Here is an 18,704-nt window from a genome sequence, read left to right as displayed (position 1 = left end):
ATTTCAATTAATAGTTGCCACACTAAAGATTTCACATAAGATTTATAATCCAAGTGCTTATTATCTAATTCTAAAAATAAAGATAGAATCAATTGGCAAATTTTTGGGTCTAGTGAAGGGGTAAATATATTATTAAAATTACTTACATTAGAAAGTATAGTAGCTAAATTATTTACTTCTCCCAAAGGCAAATCTGATAAAAGAATTTCTTGATTAAGAAATATAAATTTCCATTTACTTACATTATTTAAATCGCTTTGAGCAATATGTAATTGATTTTTAAAAATAATTGTGATATCACCAGCAGAAAAGTGAAATATTTTTCCGTCTACAAAGAATACACCGCATCCTTCGTAACAATAGCCTATTTCCATTGAATTATGAAAGTGCATAGCAGATATTGGCTCAGCACTTGGACTATGGGTTAAGGTGTCAGGGAAAGTTATAGGAAATTCAACTGGCGGGATGTATGGAATGTAGAGTACTTCTAAATTATTTGTAAGGTTTCGCATACAAATTGCTCCTTTTTAAGTAAAATAGCATCTATGGTTCTATTATAATTGATGTATAATAAAATTAAAAGATAAGAGGTAGTAAATCTGCCTCTTATCCTTTTGTACAAATTAAAATGGGAATTCTAAAAGTATTTTATAAGTATCTATCTAAGAATTCTCTTTTAAATTTTCTTCTATTTCTAATAGTATTTTCTGTTGATAATACATTAGTAAATAACAGATAATACTTGACATAAATACCAATACAAAGGTATGAACTTTAAAAAATATAAAGCCTATAATGATAAAACTACTAAGATTCAAAATTGTAATATTAAATTTCCGAATGGTGTAGTATGCAGCAGTTTTAAGAATATCTTTTGTACTTAAATAAAATCTTGAAATTATTGGGAATACAAAGAGGCTAACTGAAAAAGTAAAAGCAATAATAATAAGAACAGAAATAATTAAAATTCGTGGGTAACTATTTGAAATAAGATATCTAATATCAATAATTAGTATACAAAATATTATTATTTCTAGGCAACCAAAAAATATTGATTGAAAAAAGTTAGCTTTATAAGCTTTAAAAAAATCATGTGTAAGTTTTATGTCTTTTTCCCTAATAAGTTTTCCCATGACACTAAGCAGAGCAGTTGCAGCAGGTGCTATTGGGATACAACAAATAACAATAATAGAAACAAATCCAGGTGGAAGTGCTTTTGTGCCATTAGAAAAAAGCACAAGTAAAATGAAAACTAGTGGAATATTAAGAAGTAGAAAGTATGTATTGCCCAAAAAAAACCAGAATATATAATTAGTTATTGTGTAAATAGGTCCTTCTCCAAATTCTCTTTTTGATTTAGCCATTTTTTCCTCCAAATGAAATTATGAAATGATACTATGTAAGCAGTTTTTAGTAGATAAATCTAACAATTAAGATAATTTTACAAGCTATTTAAATGTAACATAAATTGTGTAAAATGAAAATAGGTAGAACTTATAAAAAACACAATGAATTTTAGCATTTTTTACAGACTTATGCTATAATTAGGCTGTTTACAAAATGCTCATATATTTAACGCTAAACTGACACATTTCATTGATATTATCACAATTGTGATACAATACTATGAATTATTTGAGAGAAAATATTTAGATAAAAAAATATTATAGGGGTGAAGAAAATTGATAGAAATTGAAAATGTAACAAAACGATATGGGGATCAGGTAGCATTAGATGGAATTAATCTTACCATTGAAAAAGGCGAAATATTGGGATTACTTGGACCTAATGGTGCAGGTAAATCTACTGCTATGAATATACTTACAGGGTACATTTCCGCAACTGAAGGAAATGTGAAAATTGATGGCATAGATATACTTAAAAATCCTGAAGAGGCAAAGAAAAAAATAGGTTATCTTCCTGAGATTCCTCCCTTATATTTGGACATGACAGTTGAGGAATACCTTAAATTTGTACATAGAATAAAAAAAGTAAAATCTGCTGCTATTGAGACAAGTATGACAAGAATAATGTCACTGGTAAAAATATTAGATGTAAGAAAGAGGCTCATAAAAAATCTTTCTAAGGGTTATAAACAAAGGGTTGGCTTAGCTCAAGCACTAGTTGGAGAGCCAGAGGTACTAGTGCTTGATGAACCTACAGTAGGACTTGATCCAAAGCAGATTATAGAGATAAGAAATTTAATTCAAACAATAGGTAAAACTTGTACTATTATATTAAGCTCACACATCTTATCAGAAGTTAGTGCTATTTGTCACAGAGTTATAATAATAAATAAAGGTATAATTGTCGCGTCTGGAACTCCTGAAGAATTATCCCGAAAAATCAATAATAGCAATAAGGTACTATTGCGAATTAAAGGTGCAAAACAGGACATTTACGAAAGTATTAAAGAAATGGAAGATGTTAAATTAGTTAAAGAACAAGGTGTTCATGAACCTGGTACAGTGGATATGCTAGTTGAGGCAAATAAGGATACGGACATAAGAGAAACATTATTTCGTACACTCAGTGGTGCTGGATTTGTTATCTTAATGATGAAGAGTAAGGACGCCGACCTTGAAGAAATATTCTTAGAGGTTACAACAGAAAATAAAGGAGGGGTCCAGTAATGTTAGCTGTGTTTTTAAAAGAACTTAAATCATATTTTACGTCAGCTGTTGGTTATATTTTTATAGGAACATTTCTAGCAATTTCAGGAATTTTCTTTGTAATGTATAATTTACTATCATTAAGTCCTGCATTTAACAATACACTTCAAAGCTTAATTATTGTTTTTTTGTTTATAATACCTATATTAACAATGAAAATCATATCTGAAGAAACCAAAACAAAGACAGACCAATTATTACTTACCTCGCCATTAAAAATAACAGATATTATTTTAGGTAAGTACTTTGCAGCCTTAGCTATTTTTACTATTTCACTTTTAATAACAATTTTATATCCAATAATTTTAAGTAAGTTTGGAACTATTTCCATATCTGAAATTTTTACTGGATATATTGGTTTGTTTTTACTAGGAGCAACTTTAATATCAATAGGTTTATTTGTATCAAGTTTGACAGATAATCAAGTCACCTGCGCGGTAATATCGTTTTCAGTATTGCTTTTCATATTTATGATTGACAGTATACAAGAGGCTCTTCCAAGCACTAGAAACTCTAGCATAATTTTTATTATCATAATTATAGCTATAACTACTTTGTTTGTATATTTTTCAACAAAAAACATCTATGCAGCTGCAGCTATTGGAGTAATGGGACTTATGATAACTGTAATTATATATTTAACTAAGAAGGAAGCTTTTGATGGGTTAATTCAAAAGGTTTTTGATTGGTTTTCTTTAACGAAACGATATAATCTATTTTCACAAGGAATTTTAAGCCTGAATTCTGTGGTATATTACTTATCATTTATTGTGGCATTTGTATTTTTAACTATAAGAATGGTTGACAAGAGAAGATGGAGCTAAGGGGTGAATGATTATGAAAAAATTAGAAATAAGAAAATCTTTTAAAAGTAATAAATTTAAATATGGTGGGTATGCAACTCTAATCACAACTATGGTACTCTTAATATTATTAATTGCTAACTTAGTAGTTGATAAAATGGATTTAAAATTTGATATGACAAAAAATAAATTATTTTCATTGTCTGAGCAATCTTATAAAGTAATGGATGGGTTAAGTAAGGATATTAACATTATTAGTTTTAATAAGCAAGGTAGTGAAAATCAAGAAATTGCAGAGATATTAAATAAGTATCATTCAAATACAAAAAAGATAACTATAGAAACCATAGATCCAAGTACTAATCCTCAAATTGCAAAAAAATATAGTAGCACTAAAAATGCGATTAGAACTGGGAGTATAGTAGTTGAAAGTGGAAGTAAATTTAAAGTGATAGATGGAAATGAATTGTATAATATGGCTAACGATGAAAATACTGGTCAGAGCTCTGTGCAATCTATTGCAGCAGAGCAAAAAATCACAGGGGCTATTATGTATGTAGTAAGCGATAAGAATTCCGTTGTTTACAATTTAGAGGGGCATAATGAAAAACCATTAGCTGATGGAATTTCCAATGCCTTAAGCAATCAAAACTTCGTAGTAAAAACTTTGAATTTATTAATAAATGATTGGAAGCCAGCTGCAGGGGATATGCTTCTTGTTAGTTCACCATCAGCTGATATAACAAAGGATGAATTAATTAAGTTAAAGGATTTCTTTTCAAAGGGAGGCCATGGGTTATTTGTAATGGATGTACAAAAGTCTAAATTTCCAAATTTTGATGAACTTATGAGTACTTTTGGAATTCAAATTCATCAAGCCATAGTTTTAGAGGGAGATTCAGAGCAGTTTTATAAGGAACCAATGTATCTTATCCCTAAGATGAATAGTCATGCTATTATAGACCCTATGGTTTCTGCAAAGTTACCTATTCTTTTTCCATTAGCACAACCAATTGAGCAACTAAAAGTTAAGAAAGCATCATTAAAAATTGAACCTCTACTTACCACTTCCAGCAGATCTTGGGGGAAGAAAAATATAGAAAGTTCAAAAACCGAGAAAGAAGTTGGAGATTTAGAGGGACCTTTTGATGTAGCAGTTGCTATAACAGATACCCAAGAATCTAACCCTGCTAAAATTGTTGTTTTTTCATCAGCTGGTTTCATTAACGTCGCTGGTGGTGGTAATCTAGATCTTTTCATGAATAGTATGAATTGGGTACAGGACCTGAAAGAAAATATATCTATAGCGCCTAAGGATGTAACAACAGAAGGATTACAAATTACAAAGTCGCAAGCACTTGGATACTCTGCATTGGTTGTAATAATAATTCCTTCTATAATTCTTATTGCAGGAGTTTTAGTTTGGCTTAGGAGGAGGCATCTATGAAGAAATCTAAGAGTATTATCATTTTAGTTGTTATTTTACTCTTATTATCAGGAGCTTATTTTTATGTTTCCAAACATCCCAAAACAAAGGATGCAGACAAAAGTTCAATAAGTGATGTAGCAAGTACTGTGGAGCTTTGGGAGGTAGATGATACTAAGGTGTCAAAAGTAATTGCTACTTTCGGTGATGGTTCAAATACATTTATTAAGAAGAACAAGAATTGGTCAATTGACAATTATGATTATAAGCTTGACCAACCCATGATTACTAGTGCAATAGGTTCGTTAATAAATTCACATGGAACACTTGTTGAAAAAAACACTGAAGATATAGAAAAGTATGGACTTATTAAACCAATTATAAATTTAATAATAGTTGGTGATGGATCAGATAAAATATTAAATATTGGAGATAAAACATCAGAAGGTACTAATTATTATGCTAGTGGAAATGAGAAAAAGGATGTATATTCTATATCAGTTAGTACTGTGGACAACATTATCAAAGCACAGTCAGCTTATAGAGATAAAACTATAACCTCCATAAATCCTGAAACACTTACATCTATAAAAATCATAGAAGCTGGAAGTTCTCCTATTGAAATTGAAAAAAATGAGAATAGAAGTGTTGAAGAAACTAATTACAATTTAAATACTTGGACACTATCCGGTGCATATAGTAAAACTATTGGTGTGGATGACAATAAAATAGGTTTAGTGGCGGCGGCCATTCCAAAACTTACAGCTAGTGATGTCATAATAGATAATCCAAAGGATTTAAGCATTTATGGCTTAGATAAACCATCGCTTGAGCTTATACTAAAAGATAGTAAAAGTACTTTACAACTATTTATAGGTAAAAACAAAGATGATAAATATGTATATTTTAAAACTTCTGAGGCAGATACTATATATGTAATGGATAAGACAGTAATTGATACCTTTAGGGTAAAACCTCTTGATATTATAAGTAAGTTTGTTTATATTGTAAATATAGATAAAGTTGATAAGATAGTTGTTGTAGCAAATGGCATGGAGACTACAGTTTTGCTATCTAGAACTTCCACTAAGGCCGAAAAGTCAGGAGATCCGGATGTTGTAGTTACAACTTCTAAAGTAAACGATAAAATTATAGAAATCAAAAAATTTAAAAAAGTATATCAAGAAATTGTAGGATTAACAGTGGATTCTGAAAATGATAAAAAACAAGAAGAAAAACCAGCTGTAAGTATTACTTATACACTTAATAATGCAAAGAAGAAAAAAGAAGTTATTAATTTTGTACCTTATAATAATCAGTTTTATGCTGTGTTTAGGGATGGAAAATCAGATTTTGTAATTTCATTGGATAAAGTCAATAAAATGTTAACTAGTTTGAAAAATATAAAATAAAAGGCTTAAAAGACTATACTGCTAAAAAGTGTATAGTCTTTTAAGCTTTATAAGTAGTGACAAGTAAGTTATATAGCATTACAATAGTGTCATACAAAATTTCCTTAAGGTGGTTTTTATATGAAAAATAATAAATATTTTCACATAGGTGCAATATTAATTACAATAATAATTTTTTCTAGAAAACCAATAATGGCTATAAGTTTTATGGTTTTTTATATTGTAGCAATAAATTATCCAACTATTTTATACTATATAGCTAATAATAGATATTCACAAAACAAGATAGAGGTAGCAAATAAGTATTTTGAGAGGATGAACGGATGCTTTTATACACCTACGAAATTCAGAATATCCTACGTGTATTTTTTAATGTTACAAGGAAAGTTGGATAATGCAGAGAGATTAATAAAATCAATTTTAAAGATAGAAATGAATGCAAATGACGAAATAAAATTAAACTTGAATTATTCAATACTTATGTTTAGGAGAAATGACATTGATAAGGCTATAGATATATTAATGAAAATTCACTCTAATAATAAAAATACAATTATATATCAGAATCTAGGCTATTTTTTAATATTAAAGGGAGATTATAATAAAGCTTTAGAGTTTAACATTGAAGCACTTGATTATAATTCCTCTGATGCTGGTATAATGGACAACTTAGCACAAACTTATTATTACTTAGAGGACTATAATAAAGCTATTGAAATATATGATCAAGTTATTTCTAAAAAGCCTACTTTTGCTACCCCCTATTATTATTATGCTCTTACACTTATAAAGCAAGATAATAAACTAAAGGCTATTGAAGTTTTAAAAAAAGGATTAGATTGCAATTTTACGTCTCTAAGTATAACTACCAAAGAAGATATACAAGCTAAAATCTTAGAATTGGAGATACTTTAGTAAATTAAAGCAGGCGCAAGTAATAATGATTATATATTGACAAAGATGATAAGCTGATTTAAACTTGTTATTAATAGACTTATAACAAGTTGAAAAGAGGCGCTTAATGAGCAATATAGTTCAGAATACTATGGAAATTAAAAGCTTTAATACTAAAAAAATTATTGATTATTTACGTTTTAGTATACCTGTTACTAAAAAAGAAATTTCTGATAGTCAGGGCCTTAGCTTTGCTACGGTTTCAAATTTATGTAATGAATTAATTAAAGAAGGAATATTGTGTATTAATTCATCTTTAAACTCAAATGGAGGGAGAATTCCTGGGTTAATTTCAATAATGCCTTTGGCAAAGCTTACGTTAGCAATTAATTTATCTCAAAAGACTGAGGTTGACATAGCTCTAATGAATTTAAAAAATGAAGTGATTTTAGAAGAAAAAATAAATATATTTGGGCTTCTTTCAGCAGAACTTATTATTCAGGAAATTTATAAGCATTCAAGCAAGATGCTAGAGAAACTTAAAATCCAATGGAGTTCTTTATTTGGTCTTGGGGTAGGAGTGCCAGGTATATTCTTTAAAGACAATAGGTGCATTATTAATTCTACTAATGAATTATACGAGAATAAGCCATTAAAAGATATGTTTGAAGATGTCTTTGGATTGCCTACATATATTGAAAACGAGTCAAATCTACTTGCTACAGCTGCTTCACTATATGATCCTGAAGAATTTAAAACTAAGAATTTAATATATATTTTCATTGGGGAAGGTCTTGGTACAGGGATTATCACCGAGGGAAATCTTGTTACAGGAAACAGTGGGCTTGGGGGAGAAATTAATCATATTCCTATTGGAGAAAACGGCTTTCAATGTTACTGTGGTAGTAATGGGTGCATAGAGACTGAATTAACTGAAAATGGGTTTCTAAGAAAATACTATGGACATGAAATGCTTAGCAAGAACCATGATTTTGATTTATGGGAGAATTTCATTTTAAAGGTGGAATCCGGCGATAAAAAAGCCACAGAATTAATTAAAGAAAACGGAAAATTATTTGGAAAACTTATTTCTATTCTTATTAACATTTTTGACCCAAAAATTATATATCTTGGAGGAAGCACAGAAAGAATTTTTGACTATCTGTATCCTAGCATGATTGAAGAAGTAATGAGAAGAAGTATAGTGAATAAGCCTCATAACTTTTCAATTTGTAATAGTAAGGGGTACAAGAATTTAATCTTTCAGGGTTGTGTTGAACTAAGTATTAATCAATGGGTTCCGTAAGTATTGGTATTAATAATTTAAGCACATAAAAGGAGTAACTATGCAGTTACCCCTTTTATGTTTTTTGAAATGTAAAGCGAAAAATTTTTACAAAGATTTTACTAAAGCTTTCAACAACTAACAGTATGTAGCATAGCATCAATTTTTCAAGTGCACAACATATTTTAGCTATTTATATAAAAAACAAGTATATCTGGCACCTGGGGAATTTAGAAATAAGTATAAGTATTTTTGAATAAACATGTATAAGAGATTGACGTATATATATATATAATATTCTTATTAATAGATATAAAACAAGTATTGTTTAATATCTATTTTAAATTGAAAGGAAGGTGAAAACCATTATAGTTTAGTATAATGGTTGTTATACATGGGGAGCAAGAATTTTAGATTAGAATGTAATTCAAATATTAAAAGTAGCTTTTGCTGTAAAGGATACGAGGATTTAAATGAAATTTTGGATATTACTATGTCTCGTGACACGAATCCATATGAGTTAAAACTTGGAGCAGAGTTTTTAAGGCAATATTTAGAGAATAATAAAAGTGATGTCAAATTGCTTTTGGAACATGATATTGTTACCAATGCTAAAGTAACAGCTGGTTGAAACAATAAATAAGGAGTATTTAGAAAGTAATCAAAAATATAGTTTAATTGAATACCCTAAGATAGGTCATGAAGTTCCTGATATAATGATTGATAATATTATACAGTGGTTTAAGAAATATTTATAAAAATGAAATAAATAAAAGGACGGTGTATTTTTATGAATATTGTTAAACATCTTTTTCCAAAAGGCAGAAAAAAAGTTCTTACTTTTAGCTACGATGATGGAGTTTGTCAAGATATAAGACTCGTAGAAATTTTTAATAAGTATGGGTTGAAAGGCACATTTAATATTAACTCAGGGCTTCAATGTGAATCTAATACTTGGATAAATAAAGGTAAACTAATTAAACGTATTAACCAAAGTGAAATTGTAGAACTTTATATTTAATAATGCCAGGTGAGTATTATGCTACTGAAAATAGTAATAAGTGGTTACATGGAAAAATTTATTATATGCTTTAGGTGGATCGGTATTCGCTACAAGAAAAAATTGTGTTGTATTCCTTGTAGATAATAATGATGTAAGTAAGCAAAAAGAGTTGTTAATTAAGAAAAAAATAATTGATGTAATTGTATTTGGTGGAGAAGCAGTTGTATCAAATGATATCGCGGATTCATTGGTACAAAAATAAAACACACAATTTAGAAAACCTTCGGACTGGATGTTGCAGTTCGAAGGTTTTTTAAAATGAAGCAGCCACCGCAGCAGAAGTCTATGGGTTGGTTGCGACACTTGCTACACAAACAACAAACAGGTTCAGCTATTGATATGATGTCATTAATTTTATTAGGATCTATATTTTTAGTTATCATACAAATTAAATTTTATTTTAAACTGTTTAGGGGATATATTTTTATAATGCTTAAATTGTTGGATAAAGTAGCTAGAAGAAGTATAACCAATTTCCATACCAATCTCAGTAATATTCAAGTTAGTGCAAAGTAATAATTTTTCTGCTTCAGTTATTCTTACGTAGTTTAGATATTGACTGAAAGCTTTTCCAACGGAAGCTTTAAAAAATCTTGAAAAGTAGCTGTAACTCATATTGCAATTGGATGCAACAGACTCTGCGGATATATCAGACATGTAATTTTTATCAACGTAATCAAAAATTCCTTGTAATTTCTTTAAAGTGTTTTCCTTTATATTAGTATTTATGTTTAAATCAAGACCCTTATCATACCAATTACGAAGTATTAATAAAAATACACCACCAATATTATTTCTTATGGCTAATTCAAAACCATAATTTTTATTATTGTATTCTATAAAAATTCCATGAAGAAGCCCAGGTATATAGGTATCTTTTATTTCATTATTAGTAAAAACTTTTTGGTGTGTAGATTTGTTTAAAGTAAAAGGGAAAACATATTTAGTTTCAAATACAGTTATTGATGTTGAATATAAAACATTTGGGTCGAATTTTACTACTATATATTCAACTTCATCCTCTGATGTTTTATAAACGGAATGTACTTCTCTTGAATTAATTAAAACCATGTCACCGACATAAAAGTCATAACTTTTACCTGATATAAATACTTGTGCTTTACCAGATATACAATAGAGTAGTTCTATATAATAATGATAATGAGCATTAGCAAGAATGCCCTTACCTAAACCCTTTTGAATGTGGCATTCGAAAGGGTATAATATACCTTCTTTTAAATTGATTTTTTCTTCATAAGACGTTTCTATAGTAAGCACCTCTTTTATAATGACAAATATTTGATACTTTTATTGCAAATTTATTATATCATAAAATATCCTATTGTGTTAATTTATTATTATAAGAAAGTAATAATGGAATGAGTTTTAGGAGGATAATATTATGATAAACGAGAAGAAAATAAGAATAGGGATTATAGGTTGCGGTGGCATTGCAAATGGGAAACATATGCCATCATTGAAAGCATTATCAAATGTAGAGATGGTTGCATTTTGTGATTTAGTATTAGAAAAAGCAGAAAAGGCAGCAAAAGAATACGGTTGCCCTGATGCAAACGTTTATACTGATTACAATGAACTATTGCAAGATAAAACTATTGATGTTATTCATGTTCTTACTCCAAATAAATCACATGCAAAATTATCAATTGCTTCTATGAAAGCGGGTAAACATGTTATGTGTGAAAAGCCGATGGCAAAATCTGCAGCTGATGCATTAGAAATGGTTAATGTAGCGAAAGAAACAGGTAAAAAACTAACTATAGGATATCAACACAGATATAAAGCAGAAAGTACATATTTAAAAAAGGCTATTGATCGTGGAGATTTAGGAGAAATATATTTTGCTAAGGCAACTGCAATAAGACGTCGTGGTACACCTACCTGGGGAGTATTTTTAAATGAAGAAGAACAAGGCGGGGGTCCTCTTATAGATATCGGTACTCACTCACTTGATCTTACACTTTGGATGATGAATAATTACAAACCTAAAATGGTTGTTGGTACAAAATATAAAAAGTTACTAGATCCTGATTGTGGTAATCCTTGGGGACCATGGGATATAAAACAGAATACTGTAGAAGATTCTGCTTTTGGTTTTATTGTAATGGAAAATGGTGCTACAATTATACTTGAATCAAGTTGGGCACTTAATACAATAGAACCTATTGAAGAGGGAAGTACTGTTCTTTGTGGGTCAAAAGCAGGAGCACAAATTAAAAATGGTCTCAGCATAAATAAAGATGAGTTTGGTAAGCTTATTGAAATTAAACCTGATTTAAGTGCTGGTGGAGTTGCTTTTTATGATGGAGTAGCTGAAACACCGCCAATAGTTGAAGCTAAACGTTGGATTGATTCTATTATTAATGATACTGAGGTTGTTGTTAAACCATATGAAGCATATGTTGTTTCTAAAATTCTTGAAGCAATATATGAATCAGCAAATACAGGTAAAGCTATATATTTTAATAACTAGGAGGATAAAAATATGTTAAATAAATTATCAGCACAGCTTTGGTCTGTTCAAGATTACACAAGTAAAGATTTTTTTGGAACACTTGAGGAAATATCAAGAATGGGGTATACAGGGGTTGAATTTGCAGGATACAAAGATATCTTGGCAAAAGATATGAATAAAAAACTAAAAGAGCTTAACTTAATTGCATTGTCTGCTCATGTTGGACTTGATAATCTTAAGGAAAATTTAGATGCAGAACTTGAGTATCTTAATACTTTAGGTGCAAAATATATTGTTTGTCCACATGCAGAAATAAATACAGTAGAAAGTGCAATGAAGCATGCAGAATTATTTAATAGGATAGGTGAACAAAGTGCAAAAGCAGGACTAATATTTGCTTATCATAATCATGCACATGAATTTAAGTTGGATAATGGTCAGTATCCACTAGAGGTTATGTTTAATAATACAAATTTAAGATATGTAAAACAACAACCAGATGTATTTTGGGTTGCATATGCAGGACTTGACGTTAATGAATATATGAAAAAAAATATATCTCGTTGTCCAGTAGTGCATTTGAAACAATTAGAAAATAATGAAACAAAAAAAAATGTAGATGCAGGTAGTGGAATAATTGATTTCAAATATCTTATAGATTTAGCGCCAAATGCAGATTATGTATATGAACAAGAAGAGTTTGTAGGTACTAGCTTAGATAATATGAAAAAATCGTTCAAAGATATAATGAATAGGTAGGTGTATTAAAAATGTTAAATTTAGGAATTATTGGTTTTGGAGGTATGGCTGAGTATCATTTCAAATCTCTTAAAGGATACGAGAGGCTTAATATAAAAGGTGTATTTGATATAAATCCAGAAAGATGCGAGTATGCAAAGGAGCAAGGTCTTAAGGCATACGGTTCAAAAGATGAGTTATTCTCTGATCCTGAAATTGATATAATTCTTGTTGCTACAACTAATGAGGTGCATAAAGAACTATTAATTGAGGCAATGAAAGCTGGAAAACATGTTATTAGTGAAAAACCTGTAACTTTAACGTCAATAGAACTTGAAGACGTAATTGCAGCATCTATCAAATATAAAAAAATATTTACTATTGATCAAAATAGAAGAACAAATAAGGACTTTGTTTTGATGAAAAGAAGTGTTGAAGAGGGACTCCTTGGAGACGTGTATGCTATAGAATCTAGAGTTGAGGGTTCGAGAGGAATGCCAACTGGCTGGAGAACTATCAAAAGGCTTGGTGGAGGCATGATGGTAGATTGGGGAGTACATTTAATTGATCAAATGCTGTATATGATTGATCAGAAAGTTACTAATGTATTTTGTAAAATGTATAACATTGAGTACAGTGATGTGGAAGATAACTTCCGTCTTACAATGACATTTGAAAGTGGGTTAACAGCTCATATTGAGGTATCTACAAATAACTATATAACACATCCAAGATGGTATGTTCTAGGGAAAAAAGGAACACTTCAAATAGATAATTGGGATTGTGATGGAAAAATAGTAAGGTGCATAGATAAAGAAAGCATTTGGGTGGATGAAATTGTTTATACTAAAGCTGGACCCACTAAAACTATGGCACCTAGAAACGAAAACTCGATAGAAGAAATAATTTTATCTGAACCTATGGATGTTGTGGATAATTTAACAGTTGTATATGATGGATTAATAGACGCTATTGAAGGAAAAGCACCGCTTAAAATAACACCTGCAGAGGCGATGCGTGTTATGAAAGTAATGGAAGCGGCATTTGTTTCTAGTGAAACATCATCTGCAGTTCATGTTGAAATATAAAAAGATGGGAGTATAATATAATGAAGATTGCAATGATAAGTTCGTGGCATGTGCATGCTAAAGACTATGCAAAACAAATTATGCAGTTACCACAATGTGAAATTGTAGCAGTGTGGGATGAAAATAAAAAAGCAGGACTTAAATGGGCAAATGAATTAGGTTGCAAATTTATTGAAGATTATGATGCGCTTCTAAAAGATGATTCTATTGAAGGTGTTGTTATCAATTCTCCAACAGTTATGCATACAGAATTAATTATTAAAGCCGCATATGCTAAAAAGCATATTTTCACAGAAAAGGTTCTTGCATTTACAGTTGATGATTGTATAAAAATAAAAGAAGCAATTGAAAGAAACAATGTTAAATTTTCAATTGCATTTGTTCATAAATGCAGTGCAGAAATGATTTTTGCAAAGCAAATGGTTGAGAGCGGAGCATTAGGAGATATAACATATGCTAGGGTACGCAATGCACATAATGGAAGCACAGCAAATTGGTTACCTGAAAGTTTTTATAATAAAGAAAATTGTGGTGGAGGAGCGATGATTGATTTAGGTACTCACACTGTATATTTATTAGAATGGCTCTTAGGTAAAGCAAAAAATGTAAGTGCAACTTTTACAAGAATAACTAATAGACAAGTTGAAGACAATGCAGTCTCATTATTTGAATTTCAAAATGGTGCTATTGGTGTAGCAGAAACAAGTTTTGTTTCTGTTTATACACCACTAACCCTTGAAATTAGTGGAACTACAGGATCCTTAATTGTAAGAGATGGTGTTAGTTATGCAAATGGAGATACAGATGGGAAATGGATTGTTGAGGGAAATTTACCACAATCACTTCACAATCCATTAATTCAATGGATTGAAGGAGTTACAGAAAATAAAAAAATACATATAGGAATTGATGAAGCAATTTCTTTAACTAGGTTATTGAGTGCAGCATATGAATCAGAGGAAACTGGGCAAAAAATTGACATTAATTATTAAGTCCTATTTTACTAAATTACGGTCAAGTTTCTTACATGATAATAATAATACAATTTATAAGGGAAGCCCATTTTAGGCTTCCCTTATAAATTGTATTATATAAATTTTCTTACTACTTGACGTTTCCAATACTTTAAAATATACTTATTATAACACATAAAATTAGTGTGGTTTAAATGATTTTTAGAGTGCTAATTTCAAAATATAAATAATACTAAAATAAAGGAAACAGAAAGAGGTTAAAAATGGACGATAATATTATTAAGCTAAATAAGAACTTAGCGAACAAGAAGAAAAAAATTTCTGACCTTAAATGCTGTATTGGGTTTGATGGGTTTGTAGATAGTATAATTCGTGTTGTACAAAAAAGGAAAAATGCTAATGAATATTCTCCTTTTAAAACAATTACTGAATTCTCAGAGCATATAGGATTAATGGCTGGTAAGAGTGGAGATATGGAAATTGTTGTGCAAGAAGTGAAACTCGGAGGGAATGCGCCAATTATGGCTAACGCTATTGCTTCGCAAGGAATTAACTGTCAATGTATTGGAGCTATGGGATTTCCAGAAATCCATGCTGCCTTTCAAGTTCACAATGAGAAGTTTATTCCTGTGAGTATATGCCAGCCTGCCAAAACTCTAGCTTTTGAATTTGGAGATGGGAAATTAATGTTTGGTGATTCTGTAGAACTTCATAAACTTGATTGGGAATTTTTGAAGACTAAAGTTGGGCTTATTGAGTTAATTAAAGTTATATCTGAAAGTAACCTAATAGGTATAGTAAATTGGAGTTACCTTGGAAAAATGGATACAATAATTCAGGGGATAATAAGTGAAATTTTTCCAAGCATAGCTAGTGAGATATTACAACAGAAATTCTTCTTTTTTGATATAGCAGACCCTTCAACAAGGTCTAAGGAGGATTTACTTTTGTTTTTAAAACAGCTAGAAGAAATGAACAATAATGTTAAAGTGGTTTTGGGACTTAATGAAAAGGAAGCATTTATTGTACATAAAATTCTTGGCTTAAACCAATATGAAACTGATATAAAGCAAATAGCTAAAAGTATAATTAAAAATGTAAATATTTCTATGGTAGTGGTTCATGGACTTAATTATGCTATTTCCATTATGAAAAATGAAATAATAAGTGTTAAAGGATTTTATGTGGATAACCCAAAATGCTCAACTGGTGGAGGGGACAATTTTAATGCTGGTTTTTGCTTTGGCTTGTTGCTAGAATTACCTAATGAACAATCATTAACATTAGGTAATGCTACCGCATCATTTTATGTAAGTAATGGGTACAGTCCCAGCTATATGGAACTGCAAAGTTTTATTAAAAATAAATTATAATTATTTAAGAAGGAGTGTGTTTAATGTCTATTAAAAAGTATTATGTAATGGAATTTACTCATGTAGATTTAGCATGGAAAAGAGATGGAGCTGAAATGGCTGAAATGCTTGAGGTCTTTATCGTTAGTTTATTAGATGGTTTGGATCATAATCCTGAATATAAATATGTTATAGAGCAAGCTGCTCATTTTCGTAATTTAGAAAAATGTCGCCCAGACTTAATAGAAAGACTAAAGGTATATGTAAGACAAGGAAGAGTTGAAATGGTTGGGGGAATGGCGTCAACACTAGAAACGAATATTCCAAACGGCGAATCCTATGTTAAGAACCAGGTCATTGGCTTAAAATGGGTTAAGGAAAACTTTGGAGTTGACATCAAGACAGGATGGCTCATGGATACTTTTGGTATTAATGCACAGATTCCGCAAATATTAAACCAATTTGGTATAGAAAATCTTATGGCATGTAGATTTGGCGGTAGGAAGTACCACCAAAGGTTTATATCAAAAGGGTTAGATGGTAGCCAAGTATATATAGTAGGTGGTGATGTATATTCTGGATATTTAAGGCCTGAGGAAACCTCGTCCATATGTTATAAAGACTGGGGATATATTGATAAGACTTTTTCAAATGCTGATAAATTAGAGGGCGATGGTCCGTTCTTTGTGTCCTTGTGCACAGAAAATGAGATGCTTATAAGCAAGCATTCCCTTAAATGCATTGACTCCCGGAATAAGGAAAGAGAAAATGAAGAATGGAAATTGGCAATGCCATACGAATATTTTAATGCAATTAGAAAAGCTAACAAAGATTGGCCAATTGAAGATGGTGATTTAAATCCCGAATTCACTGGGACTTTTTCCTTGAGATCTATAATAAGAATAGAAAATAGAAAAGTAGAAAACTTATTACTTGAGGCTGAAAAGTGGGCATCGATTTTAAGCTTTAGCGGTTGGAAAGAGAAACTTGAAAATTCATGGTGGGATATGGCATACAATCAGTTTCACGATGTGTTTACAGGTTCACATCCTACAGAAGTATTCTTAAAACTTATGAGCATATATGAAAATGTAGAAAAAGCAGCACAAGAAATATTAAGGGATTCATTTAGTGCAGTATTACCAAAACTCTGGGTGGATAAGGATAAGTTTACATTAACGACTTTCAATGGATTACCATGGCTTCGTAGCGATATAATAACAGTTCCTATGACTCTAGCAATGGAAGGTGTTTCAAAGGTTACTGCGAATAATGAAGATCTGACCTTCGAAATTAAGGACGGAAATCTTAGAATATATGCAGATCTTCCTCCAATGGGCATAAAGAATTTTATAATAGAAAAGGGAAATAAAAAAGATATCGAAAAACATGAGGTTGAAACAACAACAATAGAAAATGAGACTATCCTCATTGAATTTGATAACAAGTATGGGATAAAGAGATTGGTGTGGAAAGATACAAATGAAACTCTTATGCAAAATGCAGGAGATTTTTTGGTTGTTCAACAGGACAATGGTAATTTCCAAATTGAGGAGCCAGCTTCTGCTGAAGTTGCAGCAGAATCAGGGAATATAAAAGTGTTTACACTTGATCCATCAGAGCTGGGTCAGAGTGTTATATTATCTGGTGAATTCCCACAATTGCATTGGGCTGAGGAAAATAATAGACTTACATGGGAAGCTGAATTTACACTTTTAAAAGGAAAACAAAGAGTTGACTTGAAACTGAGACTACACTGGAAAGGTGAGGCAAGCCGTATTAGGCTAAAACTTTCTACTGAAATTGATACATCTTCAGGAATTTATGAAATACCTTTTGGAACAGTACGCAGAAAGCCTTATGGAGTAACAGAAACCGCTAGAGGAGAGTGGCCTGCTCACAGGTTCGTAGCAATTGAAGACAAAATTCACGGCATTGCACTTATAAATAGAGGAACAGTAGGAGTAGAAGTAAATGGCGGTACAATTTTAAATACCTTGATAAGGGCGCCAAAATCAGAATATGCAGGTATGGTTTCTGATGATACTTCATCACAACATGGTGATCATGAGTTTGATTTTGCAATTGTACCATATGCAGGATCCTGGAAGGATGCACCTGTTGTAGCTGCGGCCCAAGAGATAAATAATCCAGTACATACAGTTCTAAGAGAAGGGACTGCTGAGGCTGATGCAAAGGAGGATTCATTCATTAAACTAACTCCAGAAAATTTAGTGCTTTCAGCAGTTAAAGCAACGGATGATGATATAGATGAACTTGCTATACGTATTTATGAAACAGCAGGGCAAGCTACCATAGCAAAACTGTTTGTTAAAGGTTGTAAACAAGCATGGAACTCTAATTTAAGAGAAGAAAAATTAGAAGAGCTATTATGTATAGATGGGAACATAGAGTATCCGGTTAAAGCATTTGAAATAAAGACTATAAGAATTAAGAGAAATTAAGTATACTAACTAAAAAAGTAAAACGCTTAGTGCAATACACTAAGCATTTTACTTTT

At 30.6% G+C, this 18,704-nt stretch carries 17 protein-coding genes and 1 pseudogene; 15 read left to right on the top strand and 3 right to left on the bottom strand.

The genetic code is table 11. From position 1 onward, the window contains the following. Positions 1-20: 20 nt before the first annotated feature. A pseudogene (locus KPL51_RS24520) lies at positions 21-392 on the bottom strand (AraC family ligand binding domain-containing protein); the annotation flags it as partial. 270 nt (positions 393-662) lie between these two features. Then, on the bottom strand, positions 663-1,364 hold the full coding sequence (locus KPL51_RS16085) for a DUF624 domain-containing protein (protein ID WP_216163581.1): 702 nt from the start codon (positions 1,362-1,364) through the stop codon (positions 663-665). Positions 1,365-1,682: 318 nt separating this feature from the next. Here KPL51_RS16085 and KPL51_RS16080 point away from each other — a divergent pair, with 318 nt between their 5' ends. The 9 genes from KPL51_RS16080 (at position 1,683) to KPL51_RS23610 (ending at position 9,757) form a co-directional block, all read left to right on the top strand. Then, positions 1,683-2,633: an ABC transporter ATP-binding protein gene (locus KPL51_RS16080; protein WP_216163579.1), complete on the top strand. Its 951-nt coding sequence runs from the start codon at positions 1,683-1,685 to the stop codon at positions 2,631-2,633. Then, on the top strand, positions 2,633-3,496 hold the full coding sequence (locus KPL51_RS16075) for an ABC transporter permease (protein ID WP_216163577.1): 864 nt from the start codon (positions 2,633-2,635) through the stop codon (positions 3,494-3,496). The genes KPL51_RS16080 and KPL51_RS16075 overlap by 1 nt, the downstream gene beginning before the upstream one ends. A 13-nt stretch (positions 3,497-3,509) precedes the next feature. Further along, a complete protein-coding gene (locus KPL51_RS16070) occupies positions 3,510-4,922 on the top strand; it encodes a Gldg family protein (RefSeq protein WP_216163575.1) in 1,413 nt (470 codons plus the stop codon). Further along, positions 4,919-6,313 carry a DUF4340 domain-containing protein gene (locus KPL51_RS16065; RefSeq protein ID WP_216163574.1) on the top strand — a complete coding sequence of 465 codons (1,395 nt, stop codon included), beginning with the start codon at positions 4,919-4,921 and terminating at the stop codon, positions 6,311-6,313. Before KPL51_RS16070 ends, KPL51_RS16065 begins: the two co-directional genes overlap by 4 nt. A gap of 120 nt (positions 6,314-6,433) precedes the next feature. Further along, positions 6,434-7,228: a tetratricopeptide repeat protein gene (locus KPL51_RS16060; RefSeq protein WP_216163573.1), complete on the top strand. Its 795-nt coding sequence runs from the start codon at positions 6,434-6,436 to the stop codon at positions 7,226-7,228. 106 nt (positions 7,229-7,334) lie between these two features. Beyond that, positions 7,335-8,513, top strand: a complete 1,179-nt coding sequence (locus tag KPL51_RS16055) for an ROK family transcriptional regulator (protein ID WP_216163572.1) — start codon at positions 7,335-7,337, stop codon at positions 8,511-8,513. 373 nt (positions 8,514-8,886) lie between these two features. Then, positions 8,887-9,123, top strand: coding sequence for a hypothetical protein (locus tag KPL51_RS16050; RefSeq protein WP_216163571.1), 237 nt, complete (start codon positions 8,887-8,889; stop codon positions 9,121-9,123). A gap of 159 nt (positions 9,124-9,282) precedes the next feature. Continuing rightward, positions 9,283-9,513, top strand: coding sequence for a polysaccharide deacetylase family protein (locus tag KPL51_RS23615; RefSeq protein WP_224854320.1), 231 nt, complete (start codon positions 9,283-9,285; stop codon positions 9,511-9,513). A gap of 40 nt (positions 9,514-9,553) precedes the next feature. Further along, the gene (locus tag KPL51_RS23610) at positions 9,554-9,757 is read left to right on the top strand and encodes a cell wall-binding repeat-containing protein (RefSeq protein WP_216163570.1); all 204 of its coding nucleotides are present in this window, start codon (positions 9,554-9,556) and stop codon (positions 9,755-9,757) included. 170 nt (positions 9,758-9,927) lie between these two features. On the opposite strand, the gene KPL51_RS24360 is transcribed toward KPL51_RS23610, so the two are convergent. Then, on the bottom strand, positions 9,928-10,833 hold the full coding sequence (locus KPL51_RS24360; protein WP_216163567.1) for an AraC family transcriptional regulator: 906 nt from the start codon (positions 10,831-10,833) through the stop codon (positions 9,928-9,930). 124 nt (positions 10,834-10,957) lie between these two features. Between KPL51_RS24360 and KPL51_RS16030 the strand changes: the two genes are divergently transcribed. From KPL51_RS16030 to KPL51_RS16005, 6 genes are all read left to right on the top strand, one after another. Continuing rightward, the gene (locus tag KPL51_RS16030) at positions 10,958-12,049 is read left to right on the top strand and encodes a Gfo/Idh/MocA family protein (protein WP_216163566.1); all 1,092 of its coding nucleotides are present in this window, start codon (positions 10,958-10,960) and stop codon (positions 12,047-12,049) included. A gap of 12 nt (positions 12,050-12,061) precedes the next feature. Further along, entirely contained in the window at positions 12,062-12,790 is a 729-nt protein-coding gene (locus KPL51_RS16025; protein ID WP_216163563.1) for a sugar phosphate isomerase/epimerase family protein, read from the top strand. A gap of 11 nt (positions 12,791-12,801) precedes the next feature. After that, positions 12,802-13,857 (top strand): Gfo/Idh/MocA family protein, encoded by a 1,056-nt coding sequence (locus tag KPL51_RS16020; protein ID WP_216163561.1) that lies wholly within the window; start codon positions 12,802-12,804, stop codon positions 13,855-13,857. Positions 13,858-13,877: 20 nt separating this feature from the next. Next, complete coding sequence (locus tag KPL51_RS16015) at positions 13,878-14,849, top strand: Gfo/Idh/MocA family protein (protein WP_216163559.1); 972 nt, start codon at positions 13,878-13,880, stop codon at positions 14,847-14,849. A 245-nt stretch (positions 14,850-15,094) separates the two neighbouring features. Continuing rightward, the gene (locus KPL51_RS16010; protein ID WP_216163557.1) at positions 15,095-16,204 is read left to right on the top strand and encodes a PfkB family carbohydrate kinase; all 1,110 of its coding nucleotides are present in this window, start codon (positions 15,095-15,097) and stop codon (positions 16,202-16,204) included. 23 nt (positions 16,205-16,227) lie between these two features. Next, positions 16,228-18,648: a glycoside hydrolase family 38 N-terminal domain-containing protein gene (locus KPL51_RS16005; RefSeq protein ID WP_216163555.1), complete on the top strand. Its 2,421-nt coding sequence runs from the start codon at positions 16,228-16,230 to the stop codon at positions 18,646-18,648. Positions 18,649-18,704: the final 56 nt, after the last annotated feature.

Source organism: Clostridium bowmanii (genome assembly GCF_018861315.1).
Lineage (GTDB): Bacteria > Bacillota > Clostridia > Clostridiales > Clostridiaceae > Clostridium_AD > Clostridium_AD bowmanii.
The sequence above is the reverse complement of the archived record's forward strand: the minus strand, read 5'-3'. Positions and strand labels throughout refer to the sequence as shown.

Excerpts from the sequence above, each read along its gene's own strand:
- KPL51_RS16085 (WP_216163581.1), bottom strand. The coding sequence starts at position 1,364 with ATGGCTAAATCAAAAAGAGAATTTGGAGAAGGACCTATTTACACAATA.
- KPL51_RS16075 (WP_216163577.1), top strand. The coding sequence starts at position 2,633 with ATGTTAGCTGTGTTTTTAAAAGAACTTAAATCATATTTTACGTCAGCT.
- KPL51_RS16070 (WP_216163575.1), top strand. The coding sequence starts at position 3,510 with ATGAAAAAATTAGAAATAAGAAAATCTTTTAAAAGTAATAAATTTAAA.
- KPL51_RS16065 (WP_216163574.1), top strand. The coding sequence starts at position 4,919 with ATGAAGAAATCTAAGAGTATTATCATTTTAGTTGTTATTTTACTCTTA.
- KPL51_RS16060 (WP_216163573.1), top strand. The coding sequence starts at position 6,434 with ATGAAAAATAATAAATATTTTCACATAGGTGCAATATTAATTACAATA.
- KPL51_RS16055 (WP_216163572.1), top strand. The coding sequence starts at position 7,335 with ATGAGCAATATAGTTCAGAATACTATGGAAATTAAAAGCTTTAATACT.
- KPL51_RS16050 (WP_216163571.1), top strand. The coding sequence starts at position 8,887 with ATGGGGAGCAAGAATTTTAGATTAGAATGTAATTCAAATATTAAAAGT.
- KPL51_RS23615 (WP_224854320.1), top strand. The coding sequence starts at position 9,283 with ATGAATATTGTTAAACATCTTTTTCCAAAAGGCAGAAAAAAAGTTCTT.
- KPL51_RS16030 (WP_216163566.1), top strand. The coding sequence starts at position 10,958 with ATGATAAACGAGAAGAAAATAAGAATAGGGATTATAGGTTGCGGTGGC.
- KPL51_RS16025 (WP_216163563.1), top strand. The coding sequence starts at position 12,062 with ATGTTAAATAAATTATCAGCACAGCTTTGGTCTGTTCAAGATTACACA.
- KPL51_RS16020 (WP_216163561.1), top strand. The coding sequence starts at position 12,802 with ATGTTAAATTTAGGAATTATTGGTTTTGGAGGTATGGCTGAGTATCAT.
- KPL51_RS16015 (WP_216163559.1), top strand. The coding sequence starts at position 13,878 with ATGAAGATTGCAATGATAAGTTCGTGGCATGTGCATGCTAAAGACTAT.
- KPL51_RS16010 (WP_216163557.1), top strand. The coding sequence starts at position 15,095 with ATGGACGATAATATTATTAAGCTAAATAAGAACTTAGCGAACAAGAAG.
- KPL51_RS16005 (WP_216163555.1), top strand. The coding sequence starts at position 16,228 with ATGTCTATTAAAAAGTATTATGTAATGGAATTTACTCATGTAGATTTA.